This is a genomic window from Xanthomonas arboricola (genome assembly GCF_003353015.1).
Taxonomy (GTDB): domain Bacteria; phylum Pseudomonadota; class Gammaproteobacteria; order Xanthomonadales; family Xanthomonadaceae; genus Xanthomonas; species Xanthomonas arboricola_E.
In genome coordinates, this window is sequence record NZ_QREM01000009.1 from 153,865 (window position 1) to 172,726 (window position 18,862).

At 66.9% G+C, this 18,862-nt stretch carries 17 protein-coding genes; all 17 read left to right on the forward strand.

The window, feature by feature from the left end; genetic code table 11:
- Window positions 1-149 precede the first annotated feature (149 nt).
- The gene (fliS, locus tag C0541_RS11315) at window positions 150-563 is read left to right on the forward strand and encodes a flagellar export chaperone FliS (RefSeq protein WP_115048420.1); all 414 of its coding nucleotides are present in this window, start codon (window positions 150-152) and stop codon (window positions 561-563) included.
- A gap of 8 nt (window positions 564-571) precedes the next feature.
- Entirely contained in the window at window positions 572-865 is a 294-nt protein-coding gene (locus C0541_RS11320; RefSeq protein ID WP_115050258.1) for a hypothetical protein, read from the forward strand.
- Window positions 865-1,431, forward strand: coding sequence for a PilZ domain-containing protein (locus C0541_RS11325; protein ID WP_115048422.1), 567 nt, complete (start codon window positions 865-867; stop codon window positions 1,429-1,431). Before C0541_RS11320 ends, C0541_RS11325 begins: the two co-directional genes overlap by 1 nt.
- A gap of 69 nt (window positions 1,432-1,500) precedes the next feature.
- Window positions 1,501-2,133: a response regulator transcription factor gene (locus C0541_RS11330; protein WP_003482986.1), complete on the forward strand. Its 633-nt coding sequence runs from the start codon at window positions 1,501-1,503 to the stop codon at window positions 2,131-2,133.
- A 223-nt stretch (window positions 2,134-2,356) separates the two neighbouring features.
- Window positions 2,357-3,757 carry an RNA polymerase factor sigma-54 gene (gene rpoN / locus C0541_RS11335; protein WP_115048424.1) on the forward strand — a complete coding sequence of 467 codons (1,401 nt, stop codon included), beginning with the start codon at window positions 2,357-2,359 and terminating at the stop codon, window positions 3,755-3,757.
- A gap of 8 nt (window positions 3,758-3,765) precedes the next feature.
- A complete protein-coding gene (locus tag C0541_RS11340) occupies window positions 3,766-4,149 on the forward strand; it encodes a response regulator (RefSeq protein WP_016904817.1) in 384 nt (127 codons plus the stop codon).
- Window positions 4,142-5,626, forward strand: coding sequence for a sigma-54 dependent transcriptional regulator (locus tag C0541_RS11345; RefSeq protein ID WP_115048426.1), 1,485 nt, complete (start codon window positions 4,142-4,144; stop codon window positions 5,624-5,626). The genes C0541_RS11340 and C0541_RS11345 overlap by 8 nt, the downstream gene beginning before the upstream one ends.
- A gap of 345 nt (window positions 5,627-5,971) precedes the next feature.
- Window positions 5,972-7,024, forward strand: a complete 1,053-nt coding sequence (locus C0541_RS11350) for a DegT/DnrJ/EryC1/StrS family aminotransferase (RefSeq protein ID WP_193725941.1) — start codon at window positions 5,972-5,974, stop codon at window positions 7,022-7,024.
- A 3-nt stretch (window positions 7,025-7,027) separates the two neighbouring features.
- Window positions 7,028-8,032, forward strand: coding sequence for an ATP-grasp domain-containing protein (locus C0541_RS11355; protein ID WP_115048431.1), 1,005 nt, complete (start codon window positions 7,028-7,030; stop codon window positions 8,030-8,032).
- Window positions 7,965-8,759 carry a class I SAM-dependent methyltransferase gene (locus tag C0541_RS11360; RefSeq protein ID WP_238601310.1) on the forward strand — a complete coding sequence of 265 codons (795 nt, stop codon included), beginning with the start codon at window positions 7,965-7,967 and terminating at the stop codon, window positions 8,757-8,759. The genes C0541_RS11355 and C0541_RS11360 overlap by 68 nt, the downstream gene beginning before the upstream one ends.
- Window positions 8,672-9,889, forward strand: a complete 1,218-nt coding sequence (locus C0541_RS11365; protein WP_238601311.1) for a class I SAM-dependent methyltransferase — start codon at window positions 8,672-8,674, stop codon at window positions 9,887-9,889. The genes C0541_RS11360 and C0541_RS11365 overlap by 88 nt, the downstream gene beginning before the upstream one ends.
- A gap of 22 nt (window positions 9,890-9,911) precedes the next feature.
- Window positions 9,912-13,502 (forward strand): glycosyltransferase, encoded by a 3,591-nt coding sequence (locus C0541_RS11370; RefSeq protein WP_193725917.1) that lies wholly within the window; start codon window positions 9,912-9,914, stop codon window positions 13,500-13,502.
- A gap of 254 nt (window positions 13,503-13,756) precedes the next feature.
- Window positions 13,757-14,128 (forward strand): flagellar hook-basal body complex protein FliE, encoded by a 372-nt coding sequence (gene fliE, locus C0541_RS11375; RefSeq protein ID WP_161960017.1) that lies wholly within the window; start codon window positions 13,757-13,759, stop codon window positions 14,126-14,128.
- Window positions 14,129-14,141: 13 nt separating this feature from the next.
- Window positions 14,142-15,872: a flagellar basal-body MS-ring/collar protein FliF gene (gene fliF / locus C0541_RS11380; RefSeq protein ID WP_115048440.1), complete on the forward strand. Its 1,731-nt coding sequence runs from the start codon at window positions 14,142-14,144 to the stop codon at window positions 15,870-15,872.
- A gap of 10 nt (window positions 15,873-15,882) precedes the next feature.
- The gene (gene fliG, locus C0541_RS11385; protein ID WP_016904678.1) at window positions 15,883-16,872 is read left to right on the forward strand and encodes a flagellar motor switch protein FliG; all 990 of its coding nucleotides are present in this window, start codon (window positions 15,883-15,885) and stop codon (window positions 16,870-16,872) included.
- Window positions 16,869-17,489: a FliH/SctL family protein gene (locus C0541_RS11390; protein ID WP_115048443.1), complete on the forward strand. Its 621-nt coding sequence runs from the start codon at window positions 16,869-16,871 to the stop codon at window positions 17,487-17,489. Before fliG ends, C0541_RS11390 begins: the two co-directional genes overlap by 4 nt.
- Window positions 17,486-18,862 (forward strand): flagellar protein export ATPase FliI, encoded by a 1,377-nt coding sequence (gene fliI, locus C0541_RS11395; protein ID WP_115048444.1) that lies wholly within the window; start codon window positions 17,486-17,488, stop codon window positions 18,860-18,862. The genes C0541_RS11390 and fliI overlap by 4 nt, the downstream gene beginning before the upstream one ends.

The following is an 18,862-nucleotide window of genomic DNA, read 5'->3' on the forward strand; positions in this document are numbered from 1 at the left end:
TTCCGTGATGACGATCCTCAAGTCCCGCAATGGTCTTGCCGATACAAGAAGGGCCTATCGTGATATCGGCCTTGCCTTCCGGCAGGAGCGTCGTCGCCCGAGCGCAGCGCTCCGGGATCCGCGAAGGTCAGCCCATTGAGGAGTCATCCATGTACGGTTCCAATCGTCAGTATGCCGAGCAATACCGCAAGGTCGGCGTGTCCACCAGCGTGACCGAAGCCGACCCGCACAAGCTGGTGTCGCTGCTGTTTGCCGGCGCCTGCCAGCGCATCCGTCTGGCCCAGGCCTGCCTGGCGCAGGGCGACCAGGCGCGCAAGGGCAAGGCCATCGGCGAAGCCTGCGCGATCGTCGGTCACTTGAACGGCTCACTCGATCACGAAGCCGGTGGCGAGATCGCTGGTAACCTGTCGGCGCTCTACGACTACGTGATGCAGCGGCTGACTGCCGCCAACCTGCACAACGACGAAACTGCGTTGACCGAAGCGCTGGACCTGCTCAGCGAAATCGATTCGGCGTGGAACTCCATCCCCCTCGAACAACGCGGCCTCGCTGCCGTTTCGTGAGTTACACCATGCATAGCGCGCAAAGCCTTCAAGCCGAAATCGCCGATATCCGCCTGGCCATGGCGCAGGAGGAATTCGAGGTGATGCCGTTCATGCTGGACGCCCACGATCTGCATCTGCGCGAGTACGCGCAGCACGTGGACCTGAGCCAGGACCGCGAAGCGCTGCAGACGCTGCAGGCCATGCAGCAGGATCTGATGCGGATGATGCTCGAGCGCCGACGCAAGCTGCTGGACCTGATCCGCGCGCAGCGCACGTCCTCCTCGGCCAGCCGCGCCTACGCACGGGTCGGACGGATCTGATGTCCGCGCCCGGCACGCTCGCGGCATCGGCCGATGCCGCGCTGTTCGCCGACACGCTCAGCTGCGAAGTGCGTCTTCCGGCCGGCTTCCGCGCCGGTGGCGACGCCGGCCCGCACAGCGCCGCGGAAAGCCTGCTGCGCAGCCTGGGCCAGGTGGAAGACCTGCGCAGCGAAGACACCGGCGAAGACCGCGGCGAGCTGCCGCTGCTGGTGCAACGCATGGACGCCAAGCTCGACCTGATGCTGGCGCTGATCGGCCGCCTGGTACAGCAGGGCGACACCGGGTTGATCCAGGCAAACGTGCACTGGTCGGTGCGTGGAATCCGCCTGAGCTGCGCAAGCGACCACCCGCCGGGGACGCCGGGGAGCGTTTGCCTGCAACCTTCCGACTGGCTTCCTGAACTTGTACAGCTTCCTGCCGAGGTCCTGGCAAGCGCAAGCGAGGGCCACGATCATTGGCTATGGCTGCGGTTTGCGCCGCTTTCGCCAGGCTTGCAGGACGCGCTGGAACGTCATCTGTTCCGTCTGCACCGCCGCCAGATCGCCGACGCCCGCCGCCAGCGCTGATACCACCTGTTGGCGCGGGGCGCCGGGTCGGCTAAGGTGCCCTTTACTGAAAAAGGTCTCTTCTGCGCCGTGCGAGTCATCATCGTCGACGATCACACCCTTGTCCGTGCCGGCTTGTCCCGGCTGCTGCAAACCTTCGCCGGCATCGATGTCGTGGGCGAGGCCAGCAATGCACAGCAAGCCCTGGACATGACATCCCTGCACCGGCCTGATCTGGTGTTGATGGACCTGTCCCTGCCCGGCCGCAGCGGCCTGGATGCCATGACCGATGTGCTGCGCGCCGCGCCGCGCACCCATGTGGTGATGATGTCGATGCATGACGACCCGGTGCACGTGCGCGATGCACTCGATCGCGGCGCGGTCGGCTTCGTGGTCAAGGATGCCGCGCCGCTGGAGCTGGAGCTGGCATTGCGTGCAGCGGCAGCCGGCCAGGTGTTCCTGAGCCCGCAGATTTCGTCCAAGATGATCGCGCCGATGCTGGGCCGCGAAAAACCGGTCGGTATTGCCGCCCTGTCGCCGCGCCAGCGCGAGATCCTGCGCGAGATCGGCCGCGGCCAGAGCAACAAGGAAATCGCCGCCGATCTCGGCATCAGCGTCAAGACCGTGGAGACCCATCGCGCGCGCATGATGGAATCGCTCGGCTGCCGGCGTGCCAACGATCTGGTGTTGCTGGCGGCCAAGCACCACAACGAGCTGGTCTGAGGCCGGCGGCTGGACGGTGGCCGCAAACGGCCGCCAGCAATCGAAACAGTGACGGGATTCCGGCAGGCACGCTCAAGCCTGCATGGAACGTCAGGAGATTCCCCACGTCCTGTCAGGAAAATCATGAATCGCCTCGCGCGATTCCCTGATTAGAAACCCGTCGCCTTGTCCTGCAAGATGCGTTCCATCGCTGCCACGTGCGGCGCCTTCCGGAAGCGCTTCGATGAAGACGACCATTTCCGCCCAGCTTGGCCAGCAACTGCACCTGACCCCGCAGTTGCTGCAGTCGATCCGTCTGTTGCAACTGGACGGCATGCAGCTGGAACTGGAAATCCGTCGCGCGCTGGAAACCAATCCGCTGCTGGAACTGGAGGAGCTGGCCGACAACGACACCGCCGCGAGCAGCGACGATGGCGCTTCCGACGTCGCGGCCTTCGACGAACTGCCGGAAAGCACGATGTGGGACGTGCAGAACAGCAGCTGGAACGACGGCGACGACGATCGGATGCAGCGCGTGGCAGCCGGCGACTCCACCGACCCGCATGTGCGCATCCTGCGCGAGCTGGCGCTGGACCTGGACGAGGCCGCATTGGGGGCCGCCGCGTTCTGGCTGGAGCAGACCGACGACGCCGGCTACCTGACCGAAGCCCTGGCGACGCTGCAGCAGCTCGGCGCGACCCGTCTTGGTATGACCGTGCAGGCAGTGGAAGCGATCCGTCAGCGCCTGCTGCACGGCGACCCGGCCGGCCTGGCCGCCTGCGACCTGCGCGAGTGCCTGCAGGCCCAGCTGAGCGCCCTGCCCGGCCGCGTGCCGGCACGTCATCTGGCCGCGCGCATCCTTGCCGGCGACCTGGACCTGCTGGCCAGCCACGACTATCCGCTGCTGGCGCGCGCGCACGATGCCGAAGTGGACGATGCACGCGAAGCGGTGCGGCTGATCCTGTCGCTGCAACCGCGCCCCGGCGATGACCTGCTGCAGGAAAGCAACGCCAGCGTGATCCCGGACGTGCTCGCCTGGCATGCCGACGGCAGCTGGCGGGTGGCGTTGAACCCGGCCACCACGCATCGGGTGAACATCAACCCCGTGCACGAGCGTGCACTGGCCGAGGCCGGCGACGCCGCCCAGCCGCTGCGCGACATGCTGCAGGAAGCGCGCTGGCTGACCCGCGGCCTGTCGATGCGCTACGAGACCCTGCTGCGTGCCACGCGCGCCATCGTCGAACGCCAGGCCACGTTCCTGGTACGCGGCGAGGAAGCGATGGCGCCGCTGACGCTGAAAGAGATCGCCGATGAGATCGGCATGCACGAATCGACGATTTCGCGCATTACCACCGGCAAATACATCCAGACCCCGCGCGGCACCTTCGAGCTCAAGCACTTCTTTGCGGTACGCCTGGAAGGCGCCAGCGTCTCCGGCCAGGCGGTCAAGGCGATGGTGCGCCGACTGATCGAAAGCGAGCCGGCCGGCCGGCCGCTGGCCGACGAAGCCATCGCCGGGCTGTTGTCGCGCCAGGGCGTTAACATTGCCCGTCGCACTGTGGCCAAGTACCGCGAACAACTCGACATCGCCCCGGCACGCGAGCGCCGCCGCACCAACAAACCGCCGCTTGCCCGGGCAGGATAAGGATTACTATGAGCAAACTCACCGTGCTGCTGGTCGACGACCACGAGGGCTTCATCAACGCTGCGATGCGTCATTTTCGCAAAGTGGAGTGGCTCGATATCGTGGGCAGTGCCGCCAATGGACTGGAAGCGATCGAGCGCTCTGAGTCGCTGCGCCCCAATGTCGTGCTGATGGACCTGGCCATGCCGGAGATGGGTGGGCTGCAGGCCACGCGTCTGATCAAGACGCAGGACGATCCGCCGTATATTGTCATCGCGAGCCATTTCGACGATGCAGAGCATCGTGAACATGCTCTTCGCGCGGGTGCTGACAATTTTGTCAGCAAGCTGTCCTATATCCAGGAAGTCATGCCAATCCTGGAGGGCCTGACGGAAGGAGCCAGGAATGAGTGAGTCCCGCATTCTGCTGATCGACAGCGATGCCGTGCGCGCCGAGCGCACTGTCTCGCTGCTCGAATTCATGGACTTCAATCCACGCTGGGTCACCGACGGCGGCGACATCAATCCCGGCCGCCATCGCCATGACGAGTGGATGGCGGTGATGGTGGGCTCTGCGCAGGACGCGGCGCAGGCCGACAAGTTCTTCGACTGGCTGGCCGATGCCAAGCTGCCGCCACCGGTGCTGCTGATGGAAGGCAGCCCGAGCGCATTCGCACAGGCCCACGGCCTGCACGAAGCCAATGTCTGGACGCTGGACACGCCGCTGCGGCATACCCAGCTGGAAGCCCTGCTGCGCCGCGCCAGCCTCAAGCGCCTGGACGCCGAACACCAGGCCGGCGTGCAGCAGGACACCGGCCCGACCGGCAACAGCGAGGCCGTGACCCGCCTGCGCCGTTTGATCGACCAGGTGGCCGCCTTCGACACCACGGTGCTGGTGCTGGGCGAATCGGGCACCGGCAAGGAGGTCGTGGCACGCGCCATCCACCAGCAGTCGCCACGGCGCGACGGGCCGTTCGTGGCGATCAACTGCGGTGCGATCCCGCCGGACCTGCTGGAAAGCGAGCTGTTCGGCCATGAAAAGGGCGCCTTCACCGGCGCACTGAGTACCCGCAAGGGCCGCTTCGAAATGGCCGAAGGCGGCACCCTGCTGCTGGACGAGATCGGCGACATGAGCCTGCCGATGCAGGTCAAGCTGCTGCGCGTGCTGCAGGAGCGCAGCTTCGAGCGCGTCGGCGGTGGCCAGACCATCCGTTGCAACGTGCGGGTGATCGCCGCCACCCACCGCAACCTGGAAACCCGCATCAGCGACGGACAGTTCCGCGAGGACCTGTTCTACCGCCTCAACGTGTTCCCGATCGAGATGCCGGCGCTGCGCGAACGCGTCGACGACCTGGCCATGCTGGTGCAGACCATCGCCGGGCAGCTGGCGCGTACAGGACGCGGCGAAGTGCGCTTTGCCGACGAGGCCCTGCAGGCGCTGCGCAGCTACGACTGGCCGGGCAACGTGCGCGAGCTGACCAACCTGGTGGAACGCCTGGCGGTGCTGCATCCGGGCGGACTGGTGCGCGTGCAGGACCTTCCGGCGCGTTACCGCGGTGACTTTGCCCCGGCGGTTGCGGTCGAGCTTGCGCCGGAACCGGCGCTGGTGGCCGCCCCCATCGAAGCCATCGCGCTGCCGGCCAACGTGGTGACCCTGCAGCCGGCGGCAGCCGATGCCGAACCGGCGACCGGCTCCAGCCTGCCCGACGATGGCATCGACCTGCGTGGGCACATGGCCAACATCGAGCTGGCGCTGATCAACGAGGCGCTGGAACGCACCCAGGGCGTGGTGGCGCATGCAGCGCAGCTGCTCGGCCTGCGCCGCACCACGCTGGTGGAAAAGCTGCGCAAGTACGGCATCGATCGCGAGCAGACCGAGCTGGCGAACTGAGCCAAGCGCCGGACCGGCGCGGTGTTGCGCCGGCACCACGACTCTGCCGTGGTTCTGGCGTGCTCCTTGCATAAGGTGTAAAGCCGCCGGCACATGCCGGTCCAGCCCGAGACTGCCGTGTACCGAGCGCCCACCGATAGTCCCATGCCAACCAATGCGCCCGCGTCGGTTGCGACCGCCGGCTTGCCGCAGGCGGCGATCGCCACGTCTACTGCAGCTGGCCTGCCTCAGCATCCGTCGGCTGGGAATGGGACCGTCCAACCGGTGCAACCAGACTGCGATCCGCAGGCCCACTGCGACCCGATCTTTGTCACCCAGCCCTACCTTCCGCCGCTGCAGGAGTTCATGCAGTACCTGGAAGGCATCTGGGAGCGCAAGGTGCTGACCAACAACGGCCCCTGCCATCAGGAACTGGAACGTCGCCTGGGCGAATACCTGGGGCTGGAGCACATTTCGCTGTTCGCCAATGGCACCCTTGCATTGATGACTGCGATGCAGGCGCTGGACCTTGCCGGCGAAGTCATCACTACGCCGTATAGCTTCGTGGCGACCTCGCACGCGCTGCTCTGGAACCGGCTGCGGCCGGTGTTCGTGGATATTGACCCTGGCACGCTGAACTTGCAGCCGGCCTGCATCGAGGCGGCGATCACCCGGCACACCACGGCGATCCTGCCAACGCACTGCTATGGCCATCCCTGCGACGTGGCTGCGATCCAGGCCATCGCCGATCGCCACGGGCTGAAGGTGATCTACGACGCTGCACATGCCTTCGGCGTGGCCGACGCCGGCGGTAGCATCCTGCGTCACGGCGACCTGTCGGTGCTCAGCTTTCATGCCACCAAGGTCTTCAATACCTTCGAGGGTGGCGCCATCGTCAGTCCGGACGCGGAAACCAAACAGCGCATCGACCGTCTCAAGAACTTTGGCATCGTCGACGAGACGACGGTGGTGGAGCCGGGGATCAACGGGAAGATGTCGGAGATCAATGCCGCCTTCGGCCTGCTCCAGCTCAAGCACGTCGACTCGGTGCTTGCCGAGCGTGGCCGCATCGACGACTTCTACCGGCAGCGCCTGGCGCAGGTTGGCGGCATAGCCTGCCTCACCGGCACCGCCGAACGCCACAACGCGGCCTACTTCCCGATACTGGTCAGGCCAGATTATCCAATCAGTCGCGATGCCCTGCACGCCCTGTTCAAGTGCAAGAACATCCATACCCGTCGCTACTTCCACCCGCCGATCAGCAGCTTCCCGATGTATAGCGCGTTGCCATCGGCCGCCCCTGCCGCGTTGCCCAACACCTACCGGGCCGCAGAGCAGGTCATCTGCCTGCCGATCTATCCCGGCCTACCTATCAGCGTCGCCGAGACGATTGTGGCGACCATTGCGGGTGCGCACTGATCAATGAAAGACGGCATTCTGGTTACCTCGATCGGTTCGATGTCCGCCGTCAGTGTGCTCGGCGCATTGCGTACCTGCACCAGCGCGCGGATCGTCGGCAGCGACATCCATCCAGGCAACTGGGTGGCCGCGTCGGCACTGGTCGACCATTTCGTCGCGCTGCCGCCTGGGCAGGCAGCCGACGCCTACGCCGATGCGCTATTGACAGTATGCCTGCGCGAGCAGATCGGCCTGGTCATGCCACTGACCGATCCGGAGGTGGATGTCCTGGTCACGCACAGGCTGCGCTTTGCCAGCCACGGCGTGATCGTCTGCACCGCCGAGGCCGATGCGGTGGCGCTGGCACGTGACAAACTGGCACTGCACGCGCGTTTCGTCGACGATGTTCGGGTGGCCACGATTCCTTCGGTTCCACTCGACCAAACAGCCGATCTGCCCGCGTTCCCGCTACTGGCCAAACCGCGCCGCGGGCGCAGCAGCCAGGGCCACCGCGTCCTGCACGACGCCGAGGATCTGGCCTCAGCGCGTCGACGCCTGGACCCGGCCGACTACCTGCTTCAGCCCTACTACCCCGGCGCGGTATTCGTGGCCGATGTAGTGCGCGAGCAAGCCAGCGGTGCCGGGCGGTGCCTGTGCCGCGAAGAGCTGCTGCGCACCGCCAACGGCGCCGGCACCACCGTGCGTGTTGCTGCCATGCCGGAGCTGGAGGCGCTGGCCCTGCATGTCGCCGCGGTACTGGATCTGAATGGCTGCAGCAACATCGAGTTCCTGCGTCACGACGACCGCTACCTGCTGATGGACGTGAACCCACGCTTCTCTGCCGGCGTCGGCTTTTCGGTGCTGGCCGGATACGACATGCCCTCCGCCCACCTGGCCTGCTTCACGGGCCGGCCGTTGCCGCCGATGCCGTCGATAGCGCAGCCGCGCGTGTTTACCCGGCATGCGCACGAAGTCGAGCTTTGCGCCGATCGTATCTCGGCGCCCGTTTCCATTCACGCCCTTTCCTGAGCGCCATCGCATGTCACTGATCGATCTGAATCCGTCCTCCAGTGCCGACGGATGGGACAGCAAATGGGTCGAGATCTTCGACCGCTACCAGAATGACCGTCGCCACGCCTACTACATCAACGCGCTACTGGAGCAAGGTGAGCGCAGCGTTCTGGAACTTGCCGCCGGCAGTTTCCGCGACATGGCATCGCTGCGTGCGATGGGTGTGGACTGCTCGGGCATGGATTTCTCCATGGAATCGGTGAAACGGGCACGGCAGGCATTTCCGCAGTTTGCCGCACAAATCACCCAAATGAGCGCCTTCAAGATGCCGCTGCCGGATCGCGCGGTCGACGTCACCTACCACAACGGCTTCTGGGTGCTGTTTTCCGACGACCAGATCCAGGCCCTGGCCCACGAACAGGCGCGTGTCACCGGCCGCCGCATGATCGCCACCGTGCACAACGGCCACAACCCCCGGTTCGTCGCATATTTCGACACGATGAAGCGCAACGATCCGCTCTACGACATCCGTTTCTTCAGCGTTGCGCAGATCACCGAGCACATGCGCCAGGTCTGCGACGAGGTCGTCGTCGTTCCGGTTGGCAAATACAAGCGCCGCCACGAGGATGCCTTGATCCGATGGGGACTTACCCAGCCGTGGTTGCTGCGCGCCTACCTCAAGGCCAGCGGTCACCGGTTGTTGGAAACCAGCGAGCGGCTGCTTTGCATCGGTCGCGTGCGATGAGCTTGCCGATACCGCGCACGCCTGATCAGCGCATGCCAACCGTGCTGGTGTTCCCTATCAACCTGGATGCCTCGGCAGCCTGGGTCGCCGTCGCCCGCTCGCTCGACCTGCGGGTGTTGGGTGCCAGTTCCGAGCCTACAGAGGATGGCTTGTTCGGCGTGGACGCAGTCGTGTACCTGCCCTACATCACCGACCCGGCGTTCGTGACAGCGTTGCAGCACATGGTCGCCGCGCATGGAGTCACCCACCTGTTCAGTGCGCACCAGGGTGTTTGGGCCCACCTAGACCATGTGCTGGCGCAGGCCTGGGGAACGGCAACGGCACCGAGCCTGTGCGCCCCCAGCCCGCACCAGGCAGAGCGCGCTGCATTTGCCCGCAGTCGGCAATGGGCCGATGCGGCGACCGGCGATCTGCTGCCCTGGCAGCTTCCTGACACCCCGACGCCGGCCGCCCCGCTGGCGGTCCACGAGGCGGCCGGGCTGCATCGCCAGTTCGTGCGCACTCCCGGCCAATGCGATGAAGAGAAGCTCCGCGCGTTGTGCGCACTGGCCAGGGTTGCACCCCGTGGCGACATCGTCGAGATCGGCTGCCTGTATGGGCGATCCGCGCTGGCGCTGGGCAGCCTGGGGCATCGCTATGCCATTGGCTCCACCATCTGCGTGGACGCCTGGGGCTTTGCGCAGGCACGCGACCAGGGCGACGCTGCCGAGATCCTGAACGGGGCCGGCGTGGTAGTGGATTTCGAGCACATCTTCGAAGATTTCCTGGCAACTGCTTCGCAGGTCCCGGGTATGGGCTGCATCCGCCTGCCCTCGCAGGCGGCCATCGCGGTCTATTGCCGGGCCGCGGCGTCCGGATGGCTGGACAGCGGACCGCTGCGGCCGGTCCCTGTGCAGGGTGCCATTGCGATCCTGCACATCGACGGCAACCATGCCCATGCCGAGGTCGTTGCAGATATCGCAGCCTGGCTGCCGTGGCTGCGTCCTGGCGGCTGGCTGCTGCTGGACGATTATGTTTGGGCGTTCGGCGACGGCCCCCGCCGCGCCGGCGACGCCCTGCTGAAGGACGGCGGTTTCGATTGCGCCTTCATCGCCGCCGACACCCTCTTCCTCCGCAAGTGCGCCGCCTGAGCCCCCAATCTTGACGACCCCGATGCCCACTCCATTCCCCGCCGTGCCGCGAGTCACGGTAGCAGTACCCGCCTACAAACCCACCTTCCTGGAGACCGCGCTGCGCAGCGCACTCACGCAGGACCTGCACGATCTGGAGTTGTTGATCTGCGATGACTGCCCGGACGAAGCCGTCGCCCAGGTCGTGGCCCCCTTCCTTGCCTCCGAGCACGGGACGCGTATCCGCTACCTGCGCAACCCACAGCCGCTGTTGGAAGTCGGAAATTTCGGTCGCTGCATCGCGGAGGCTCGCGGCACCTACCTCAAATTCCTCTGCGACGACGACGTGCTGCTACCCGGCTGCCTGACCGCGATGGCCGATGTGCTGGACCGGCACCCGGAGGTGACGCTGGTCTCGTCGCGTCGGCAGTTGATCGACGAACGCGGCGCCCCACTGCCGGACTCCGGCGCCACCGCAATGCCGTTCGAAGGCGACGTCTGCGTGCATGGCCAGGAACTGGTCTCGTTCCTGGCAGAGCGCACCTTGAACTTCATCGGCGAACCCAGCACGGTGATGTTCCGCACTGCACAGATGCGGCCGCATGCCCAGGCGCCGTTTTCGCTGCACGGCCGACGCATCCAGTGGCTGGGCGACCTCACCATGCACGTCAATCTGCTGCGCGAGGGTCATCTGGCCATGCTGCAGACCCCGCTGTCGTGCTTTCGCATCTCTGCCGGACAGGTGAGCAATGCCTCCCGGCTGGCCCCCGATAGCGGCCGCGCCGGCTTGACCGCGTTTCGCACCGCCATTCGCGAGCTCGGCTGGCAGCGCTCCGCGCGCAATCACGAGGTCGGGGTCAGGCCGTTGGAAGGCGCGCAATCCTTCATTGCGTTCGATCTCGGCGTGCGCGTGGATCGCATGCTTCGCAACCTGCCGCCGACTCCGCCCAGCAGCGGCGAGATCCTGCGCGCTTGGCTCGACCAGCGGGTGCCGGACGAGGCCCAGCGCCGGCGGATCGCGGCGCGGTTGCAGATGGCAGGCGGCGGCCCCCTGATCTGCGTGGTGGTCGTGGATCGTCATGGAGACGCCGCCGCGATCGACGTCACCGTTCAAAGCCTGATCTCACAGGCAGGCCAATACCCACGGGTGCAGGTGCAGATCGTCAGCCCGGTGGACGCAGTCACGCCGCACAAGGCGCCGTTCCCGATCCACCTGCACCGCCACGAGGGCTCGCTGGCACAGCTTGAGGCGATCAACGCGTTGGCCGCCACCGGATCAGCCGATTGGCTGCTGTCCGTGAAGGCCGGCACCACCTTCACCGCCTCGGGCCTGCTCGCCGTAGCGCAGGATCTGCTGGCTGACAGCAGCCTGCGCGCGGTGTACGCCGACGAGATGATCAGGGCCGAGGACGGCGAACTTTCGGCGCTGCTGCGGCCGGACGCCAACCTGGATCTGCTTTTGTCCATGCCAGCCAGCATGGTGCGCCACTGGCTCTACAGGCGTGACACCTTTGTCGCAGCAGGCGGCCTGGACCCTGCATTCACCGATGCGGCGGAATTGGATCTGCTGTTGCGTCTCATCGACGCCGACGGCCTCAACGGCCTGGGTCACGTACACGAGCCGCTGCTGGTGATTCCCACGTCGCGTGTCTGGTCGCATCCGGCCGAACGGAAGGCACTGCTACGTCACTTGCACCATCGCGGTTACGAGCAAGCCAAGGTCGACAGCCACCTGCCCGGCTGCTACCGCATCGATTACGGACATGCGCAGGCACCGTTGGTATCGATCATCGTCCCCACCAAGAACCAGCTCGGCATGCTGCAGCGCTGCGTGGAAACACTGCTTGAAAAGACCGCCTACACTAACTACGAGTTGCTGATCGTCGATAACGGCAGCACCGACACCGACGCGTGCCAGTGGCTGGACGGCATCGAGGCGATGGACAGCCCGCAACTACGCGTGCTGCGCTACCCGCAACCGTTCAACTACGCTGCCATGAACAACCTGGCTGCACAGCATGCGCGCGGCGAGTATCTGGTCCTGTTGAATAACGATACCGCGATCCTGCAAGGGAACTGGCTGCATGCGCTGCTCAACCACGCGCAACGGCCAGAGGTAGGCGTGGTGGGCGCAAAGCTGCTGTACCCCAACGGTACCGTTCAGCACGCCGGCGTGCTGCTGGGATGGCATGGCCCCGCCGAACACCCCTTCAACGGCGAGGCGATGGACGCGCCCGGCTACATGTACCGGCTGCAGGTCGATCAGGACTACAGTGCTGTCACCGGCGCCTGTCTCATGGTGCGCGCCAGCCTCTACGCAGAGGTCGGCGGCCTGGACGAGGATGTCTTCAAGGTTTCCTACAACGATGTGGACCTGTGCCTGAAGATCCGGCAGGCCGGCTATCTGGTGGTCTGGACCCCGCATGCATTGCTGCTGCACGAGGGCAACGTGAGTCAGACGCATGTGGATACCGCCACGCAGCTCGCCAAATCGCGCCGCTTCGAGGCCGAACAAGAGGCCGTGTACCGGAAATGGCTGCCCTGGATCGCACACGACCCCGCCTACAACCGTAATCTGAGCCTGCACGGCGACGCCTTTCAGGTGGAAGACGACAACCGCCTGACCTGGCGTCCGCTGAGCTGGCGTCCATTGCCCACCGTGCTGGCGATGGCGGCTGACCGGGATGGCTGCGGCAACTACCGCATCATCCAGCCCGTGCGCACCATGCAGGCCAATGGGCTGGCCGACGCGATTTGGTCGATGCGCTACCTGTCGCCGGTGGAGATGCAGCGATTGCAGCCGGATACGCTGGTGCTGCAGCGCCAGATGTTCGAGCACAACCTGGTGCCGCAGCAGCGCGGCACCCGCTTCAGCGGTTGCTTCAAGGTGGCGGAACTGGACGACTACCTGCCCAACGTGCCGCGCAAGAACCTGCATCGCGATGCCATCCCCAACGAGATCATGCGCAGCATGCGCAAATCGTTGGGGATGGTGGACCGCTTCGTGGTCTCGACACACGCGCTGGCCGAGGCATTGCAGGGCATGCACCGCGATACCCGGGTGGTGGAAAACCGCCTGCCATTGCCTTGGTGGCAGGATCTGCGAAGCCTGCGTGGCCAGGGCCGACGTCCGCGTGTGGGCTGGGGCGGTGGCATCGGCCACCGTGGGGACCTGGAAATGATCGAAGACGTGGTCAGGGCGCTGGCCGGAGAGGTGGAATGGGTGTTCTTCGGCATGTGCCCTGAAAGACTGCAACCTTACGTCCACGAATTCCATCCCGGCGTGCCTATCGACGACTATCCCGCAAAGCTGGCCGGACTGAACCTGGATCTGGCGCTGGCTCCGCTGGAGGACAACCTGTTCAACCAGTGCAAGAGCAACCTGCGCCTGTTGGAGTACGGCGCCTGTGGCTTCCCGGTGGTGTGCAGCGACGTGCGTCCGTACCAGGGTTCGTTACCGGTCACCCGCGTACGCCACCGCTTTCGGGATTGGGTGGAGGCGATCCGCATGCACATCAACGATCTGGACGCCGCTGCCGCCGCTGGCGATGCGCTGCGTGCGGCCGTGCGACGTGACTGGATGCTGGACCATGACCACGCTGCGCATTGGTTGACGCAGTGGTTGCCGGATTGAGCCGGGCTGGCAGCAGCCGCTTCCGGCCGCCAGCCGGAAGCGGCTAGCCGGCAGCACGTCGCATCACGCGCCGGCCAGCGGCAGCGCGGCGATCAGACCGCCTCGGCGGCTTGGCGGCCGGCAACGCGCTTGCGTGCCCAATCAGCCCCGCGTGAAGGCTTTGCCCTGGCTCTTCGCCCCGCGCGCCGGAATCCCGACGCAGTTTCGGCACGCCGCTTGCATTGGTGTGGATGCCTCCCTGGCTGACCGCACCCATGAGCGACTCCGTTACCTCCATCCTCTCGCAGATCCGCAGCTACCAGACGCAGATGGGCCAAGGCCCGATGGGTGCGGTGGGCGATGCGGCGCGCGGCAATCAGATCCAGGGGCTGGCCGGCACGCAGGGAACGCCGGCCACCCAGGCACCGAGCTTCAGCGAGACCTTGCGCGGCGCCCTCGGCGGCGTCAACGAGGCCCAGCAGAAGTCCGGCGCCCTGGCCAAGGCCTTCGAAATGGGCGACCCCAGTGCCGATCTGGCACGGGTCATGGTCGCCTCCCAGCAGTCCCAGGTGGCCTTCCGCGCCACCGTGGAAGTCCGCAACCGTCTCGTCCAGGCTTACCAGGACGTCATGAACATGCCGCTGTAAGGGTTGACGACACATGGCACTCGCGATCACCAAAGAAAACATGAACCAGAACGCCGAAAAGGCGGGGCAATGGTTCGACCGTGTCCGCAGCCTGCAGATCACCCGCAAGCTGACCATGATGGCGATGATCGCCGTGGCGGTGGCGGCCGGTCTGGCGGTGTTCTTCTGGTCGCAGAAACCCGGTTACCAGTCGCTGTACACCGGCCTGGACGAAAAGGGCAATGCCGAGGCGGCCGACCTGCTGCGCACCGCGCAGATCCCGTTCAAGATCGACCAGGGCACCGGCGCCATCTCGGTGCCGCAGGACCGTCTGTACGACGCCCGCCTGAAGCTGGCCGGCTCCGGCCTGACCGGCAAGGAGACCGGCGGCGGCTTCGAGCTGATGGAAAAGGATCCCGGCTTCGGCGTCAGCCAGTTCGTGGAAAACGCCCGCTACCAGCACGCCCTGGAAACCGAGTTGTCGCGCACCATCGGCACCCTGCGTCCGGTGCGCGAGGCGCGTGTGCATCTGGCCATTCCCAAGCCCAGCGCCTTCACCCGCCAGCGTGACGTGGCCAGCGCCTCGGTGGTGCTGGAGCTGCGCGGCGGCCAGGGCCTGGAACGCAACCAGGTCGATGCCATCGTCAACCTGGTCGCCTCCAGCATCCCGGACATGACCCCCGAGCGCGTCACCGTGGTCGACCAGAGCGGGCGCATGCTCTCCATCGCCGATCCCAACAGCGACGCCGCCCAGCACGCCGCCCAGTTCGAACAGGTGCGCCGCCAGGAAAGCTCCTACAACCAGCGCATCCGCGAGCTGCTCGAGCCGATGACCGGCCCGGGCCGGGTCAACCCGGAAGTCAGCGTGGACATGGACTTCTCTGTGGTCGAGGAAGCCCGCGAGCTCTACAACGGCGAGCCGGCCAAGCTGCGCAGCGAGCAGGTCAGCGATACCAGCACCAGCGCCACCGGCCCGCAGGGCCCGCCGGGCGCGACCAGCAACAGCCCCGGCCAGCCGCCTGCGCCAGCCGCAAACGCCACTGCCGGCGCACCAGGCACTCCGGCCGCTGCCAATGGCCAGGCCGCCGCAGCGGCTGCGCCGACCGAAAGTTCCAAGAGCGCCACCCGCAATTACGAATTGGACCGGACCTTGCAACACACCCGTCAGCCGGCCGGCCGCATCAAGCGGGTGTCGGTGGCGGTGCTGCTGGACAACGTGCCGCGTCCCGGTGCCAAGGGCAAGATGGTCGAGCAGCCGCTGACGGCCGCCGAGCTCACCCGCATCGAGGGCCTGGTCAAGCAGGCCGTGGGCTTCGACGCGGCCCGTGGTGACACGGTGTCGGTGATGAACGCCCCGTTCGTACGCGAGGCGGTCACCGGCGAGGAAGGTCCGAAGTGGTGGGAAGACCCGCGCGTGCAGAACGGTCTGCGCCTGCTGGTCGGTGCGGTGGTGGTGCTGGCGCTGCTGTTCGGCGTGGTGCGCCCCACCCTGCGCCAGCTCACCGGCGTGACCGCGGTCAAGGACAAGCAGGACAAGGGCGGCAACGATGGCACTCCACAGAGCGCCGACGTGCGGATGGTCGACGATGACGACCTGGTGCCGCGCCTGGAAGAAGACACCGCCCAGCTCGGTCAGGACCGCAAGACCCCGATCGCGCTGCCGGATGCCTACGAAGAACGCATGCGCCTCGCACGCGAAGCAGTCAAAGCCGATTCAAAACGTGTCGCACAAGTCGTGAAGGGATGGGTCGCCAGTGAAGCCTGATACACCACCGATGACCGGCGTACAGCGCGCCGCCGTGCTGTTGCTGTCGCTCGGGGAAAGCGACGCCGCCGAAGTGCTCAAGCACATGGACCCCAAGGAGGTGCAGAAGATCGGCATCGCCATGGCCACCATGACCGGCATCTCGCGCGACCAGGTCGAGAAGGTCATGGACGAGTTCAACGGCGAACTGGCCGGCAAGACCTCGCTGGGCGTGGGCGCCGACGACTACATCCGCAACGTGCTGATCCAGGCGCTGGGCGCCGACAAGGCCGGCGGCCTGATCGACCGCATCCTGCTCGGCCGCAACACCACCGGCCTGGACACCCTGAAGTGGATGGACCCGCGCGCGGTGGCCGACCTGGTGCGCAACGAGCACCCGCAGATCATCGCCATCGTCATGGCGCATCTGGACAGCGACCAGGCCGCCGAGGCCCTGAAGCTGCTGCCCGAGCGCACCCGCGCCGACGTGCTGCTGCGCATCGCCACCCTGGACGGCATCCCCCCGAATGCGCTGAGCGAGCTCAACGACATCATGGAGCGCCAGTTTTCCGGCAACCAGAACCTCAAGTCGTCCAACGTGGGCGGCATCAAGGTGGCCGCCAACATCCTCAACTTCCTGGACACCGGCGCCGACCAGGGCGTGCTGGGCGAGATCGGCAAGATCGACGCCGACCTGGCCGGCAAGATCCAGGACCTGATGTTCGTGTTCGACAACCTGGTGGACCTGGACGACCGCGGCCTGCAGACGCTGCTGCGCGAGGTCTCCGGCGAACGCCTGGGCCTGGCCCTGCGCGGCGCCGACGTCAAGGTGCGCGAGAAGATCACCCGCAACATGTCCCAGCGCGCCGCCGAGATCCTGCTCGAGGACATGGAAGCGCGCGGCCCGGTGCGCCTGGCCGACGTGGAAGCGGCGCAGAAGGAAATCCTCACCATCGTCCGCCGCCTGGCTGACGAAGGTGCGATCAGCCTGGGCGGCGCCGGGGCGGAGGCGATGGTATGACCGACATCGTCACCCGCTGGCTGGCTCCCGACCTGCACCTGGAACCCGCCCCGCCGGAGCCGGAGTACGACGAACCGGCGGTGTACGAGCCGGTGCTGCGTCCACCGACCCTGGAAGAGATCCAGGCCATCGAAGACGCCGCCCAGCAGGAAGGCTTTGCGCGCGGCCATGCCGAAGGCTTTGCCCAGGGCCAGTCGGAGGTGCGCCGGCTGACCGCGCAGATCGACGGCATCCTGGACAACTTCACCCGACCGCTGGCGCGGCTGGAGAACGAGGTGGTCGGCGCGCTCGGCGAGCTGGCCGTGCGCATCGCCGGCTCGCTGGTCGGGCGCGCCTACCAGGCCGACCCGCAGCTGCTGGCCGAGCTGGTCCAGGAGGCCGTCGACGCGGTCGGCGGCGCCGGCCGCGAGGTGGAAGTGCGCCTGCATCCGGACGACATCACCGCACTGCTGCCGCACCTGGCGCCCAGCAGCACCACCCGCGTGGCCCCGGACCTGAGCCTGAGCCGCGGCGACCTGCGCGTGCACGCCGAAAGCGTGCGCGTGGACGGAACACTGGACGCGCGCCTGCGGGCCGCGCTGGAGACAGTCATGCGCAAATCCGGAGCGGGCCTGTGAGTGCCCTGCTGGGAGCCACCCCGGCCGACTGGCTGGACGCGCGCAACCTGCGCCTGGCCACCCGCCTGGGCGGACTCGGGCTGGAACCGAGCGCCGGGCGCACCCTGATCCGCGAAGGCATCCTGCGCCGCGCGGTCGGCCTGACCCTGGAAGCCACCGGCTGCGAGGCGCCGATGGGCGCTACCTGCAAGGTCGAAGTGGACGGCGGCTGGGTCGATGCCGAAGTGGTCGGCTTTGCCGGCGAACGCACCTACCTGATGCCCAGCGCCGAGCTGCACGGCCTGCTGCCGAACGCCCGCGTGGTGCCCTCGCGGCGCCGTGGCGGCGTGGAAGTGGGCGAAGGCCTGCTCGGCCGCGTCATCGACAGCGACGGCACCCCGCTCGACGGCAAGGGCCCGATCCGCGGCGAAGGCAGCGTCAGCATGGCCGGCGTGTCGATCAACCCGCTGGCGCGCGAGCCGATCACCACCTCGCTGGATGTGGGCGTGCGCGCGATCAACGCGCTGCTGCCGATCGGCCGCGGCCAGCGCGTGGGCCTGTTCGCCGGCTCCGGTGTCGGTAAGTCGACACTGCTCGGCATGATGACCCGCTTCACCTCGGCCGACGTGATCGTGGTCGGGCTGATCGGCGAACGTGGCCGCGAAGTGCGCGACTTCGTCGAAACCACGCTGGGCGAGGAAGGCCTGCGCCGCGCCGTGGTGGTGGCCGCCCCGGCCGACCGCCCGCCGTTGGCGCGCCTGCACGGCGCCTACCGCGCCACCGCCATCGCCGAATGGTTCCGCGACCAGGGCCTGAACGTGCTGCTGCTGATGGATTCGCTGACCCGTTTCGCCCAGGCCCAGCGCGAGATCGGCCTGTCGGTCGGCGAGCCGCCGACCACCCGCGGCTACCCGCCGTCGGTGTTCGCCAAATTGCCGGCGCTGGTCGAACGCGCCGGCAACGGCGCCAAGGGGCGCGGCTCGATCACCGCCTTCTATACCGTGCTGACCGAAGGCGACGACCCGCAGGACCCGATCGCAGACGCCGCGCGCGCCATCCTCGACGGCCACATCCTGCTCTCGCGTCGGGTTGCCGACAGCGGCCTGTACCCGGCCATCGACGTCGAATCCTCGGTCAGCCGCGTGGTGCAGGACATCGCCGACGACACCTGGCGCCTGCGTATCCGCAAGCTCAAGCGGCTGCTGTCGGCCTATACCGCCAACCGCGACCTGATCGCCATCGGCGCCTACCAGCGCGGCAGCGATCCGGCCACCGACGAAGCATTGGCGCGCTGGCCGGAGATCGTCGAATTCCTCGGCCAGGACGTCCACCGGGCCGCCGACCTGCCCGACAGCCTGTCCGCGTTGCAGCGCCTGGTCGAACCCGAGAACTAA

What these genes read in the sequence shown, in the direction of transcription:
- fliS (WP_115048420.1), top strand. Translation starts at nt 150, where the DNA reads ATGTACGGTTCCAATCGTCAGTATGCCGAGCAATACCGCAAGGTCGGC.
- C0541_RS11320 (WP_115050258.1), top strand. Translation starts at nt 572, where the DNA reads ATGCATAGCGCGCAAAGCCTTCAAGCCGAAATCGCCGATATCCGCCTG.
- C0541_RS11325 (WP_115048422.1), top strand. Translation starts at nt 865, where the DNA reads ATGTCCGCGCCCGGCACGCTCGCGGCATCGGCCGATGCCGCGCTGTTC.
- rpoN (WP_115048424.1), top strand. Translation starts at nt 2,357, where the DNA reads ATGAAGACGACCATTTCCGCCCAGCTTGGCCAGCAACTGCACCTGACC.
- C0541_RS11340 (WP_016904817.1), top strand. Translation starts at nt 3,766, where the DNA reads ATGAGCAAACTCACCGTGCTGCTGGTCGACGACCACGAGGGCTTCATC.
- C0541_RS11345 (WP_115048426.1), top strand. Translation starts at nt 4,142, where the DNA reads ATGAGTGAGTCCCGCATTCTGCTGATCGACAGCGATGCCGTGCGCGCC.
- C0541_RS11350 (WP_193725941.1), top strand. Translation starts at nt 5,972, where the DNA reads ATGCAGTACCTGGAAGGCATCTGGGAGCGCAAGGTGCTGACCAACAAC.
- C0541_RS11355 (WP_115048431.1), top strand. Translation starts at nt 7,028, where the DNA reads ATGAAAGACGGCATTCTGGTTACCTCGATCGGTTCGATGTCCGCCGTC.
- C0541_RS11360 (WP_238601310.1), top strand. Translation starts at nt 7,965, where the DNA reads ATGCGCACGAAGTCGAGCTTTGCGCCGATCGTATCTCGGCGCCCGTTT.
- C0541_RS11370 (WP_193725917.1), top strand. Translation starts at nt 9,912, where the DNA reads ATGCCCACTCCATTCCCCGCCGTGCCGCGAGTCACGGTAGCAGTACCC.
- fliE (WP_161960017.1), top strand. Translation starts at nt 13,757, where the DNA reads ATGAGCGACTCCGTTACCTCCATCCTCTCGCAGATCCGCAGCTACCAG.
- fliF (WP_115048440.1), top strand. Translation starts at nt 14,142, where the DNA reads ATGGCACTCGCGATCACCAAAGAAAACATGAACCAGAACGCCGAAAAG.
- fliG (WP_016904678.1), top strand. Translation starts at nt 15,883, where the DNA reads ATGACCGGCGTACAGCGCGCCGCCGTGCTGTTGCTGTCGCTCGGGGAA.
- C0541_RS11390 (WP_115048443.1), top strand. Translation starts at nt 16,869, where the DNA reads ATGACCGACATCGTCACCCGCTGGCTGGCTCCCGACCTGCACCTGGAA.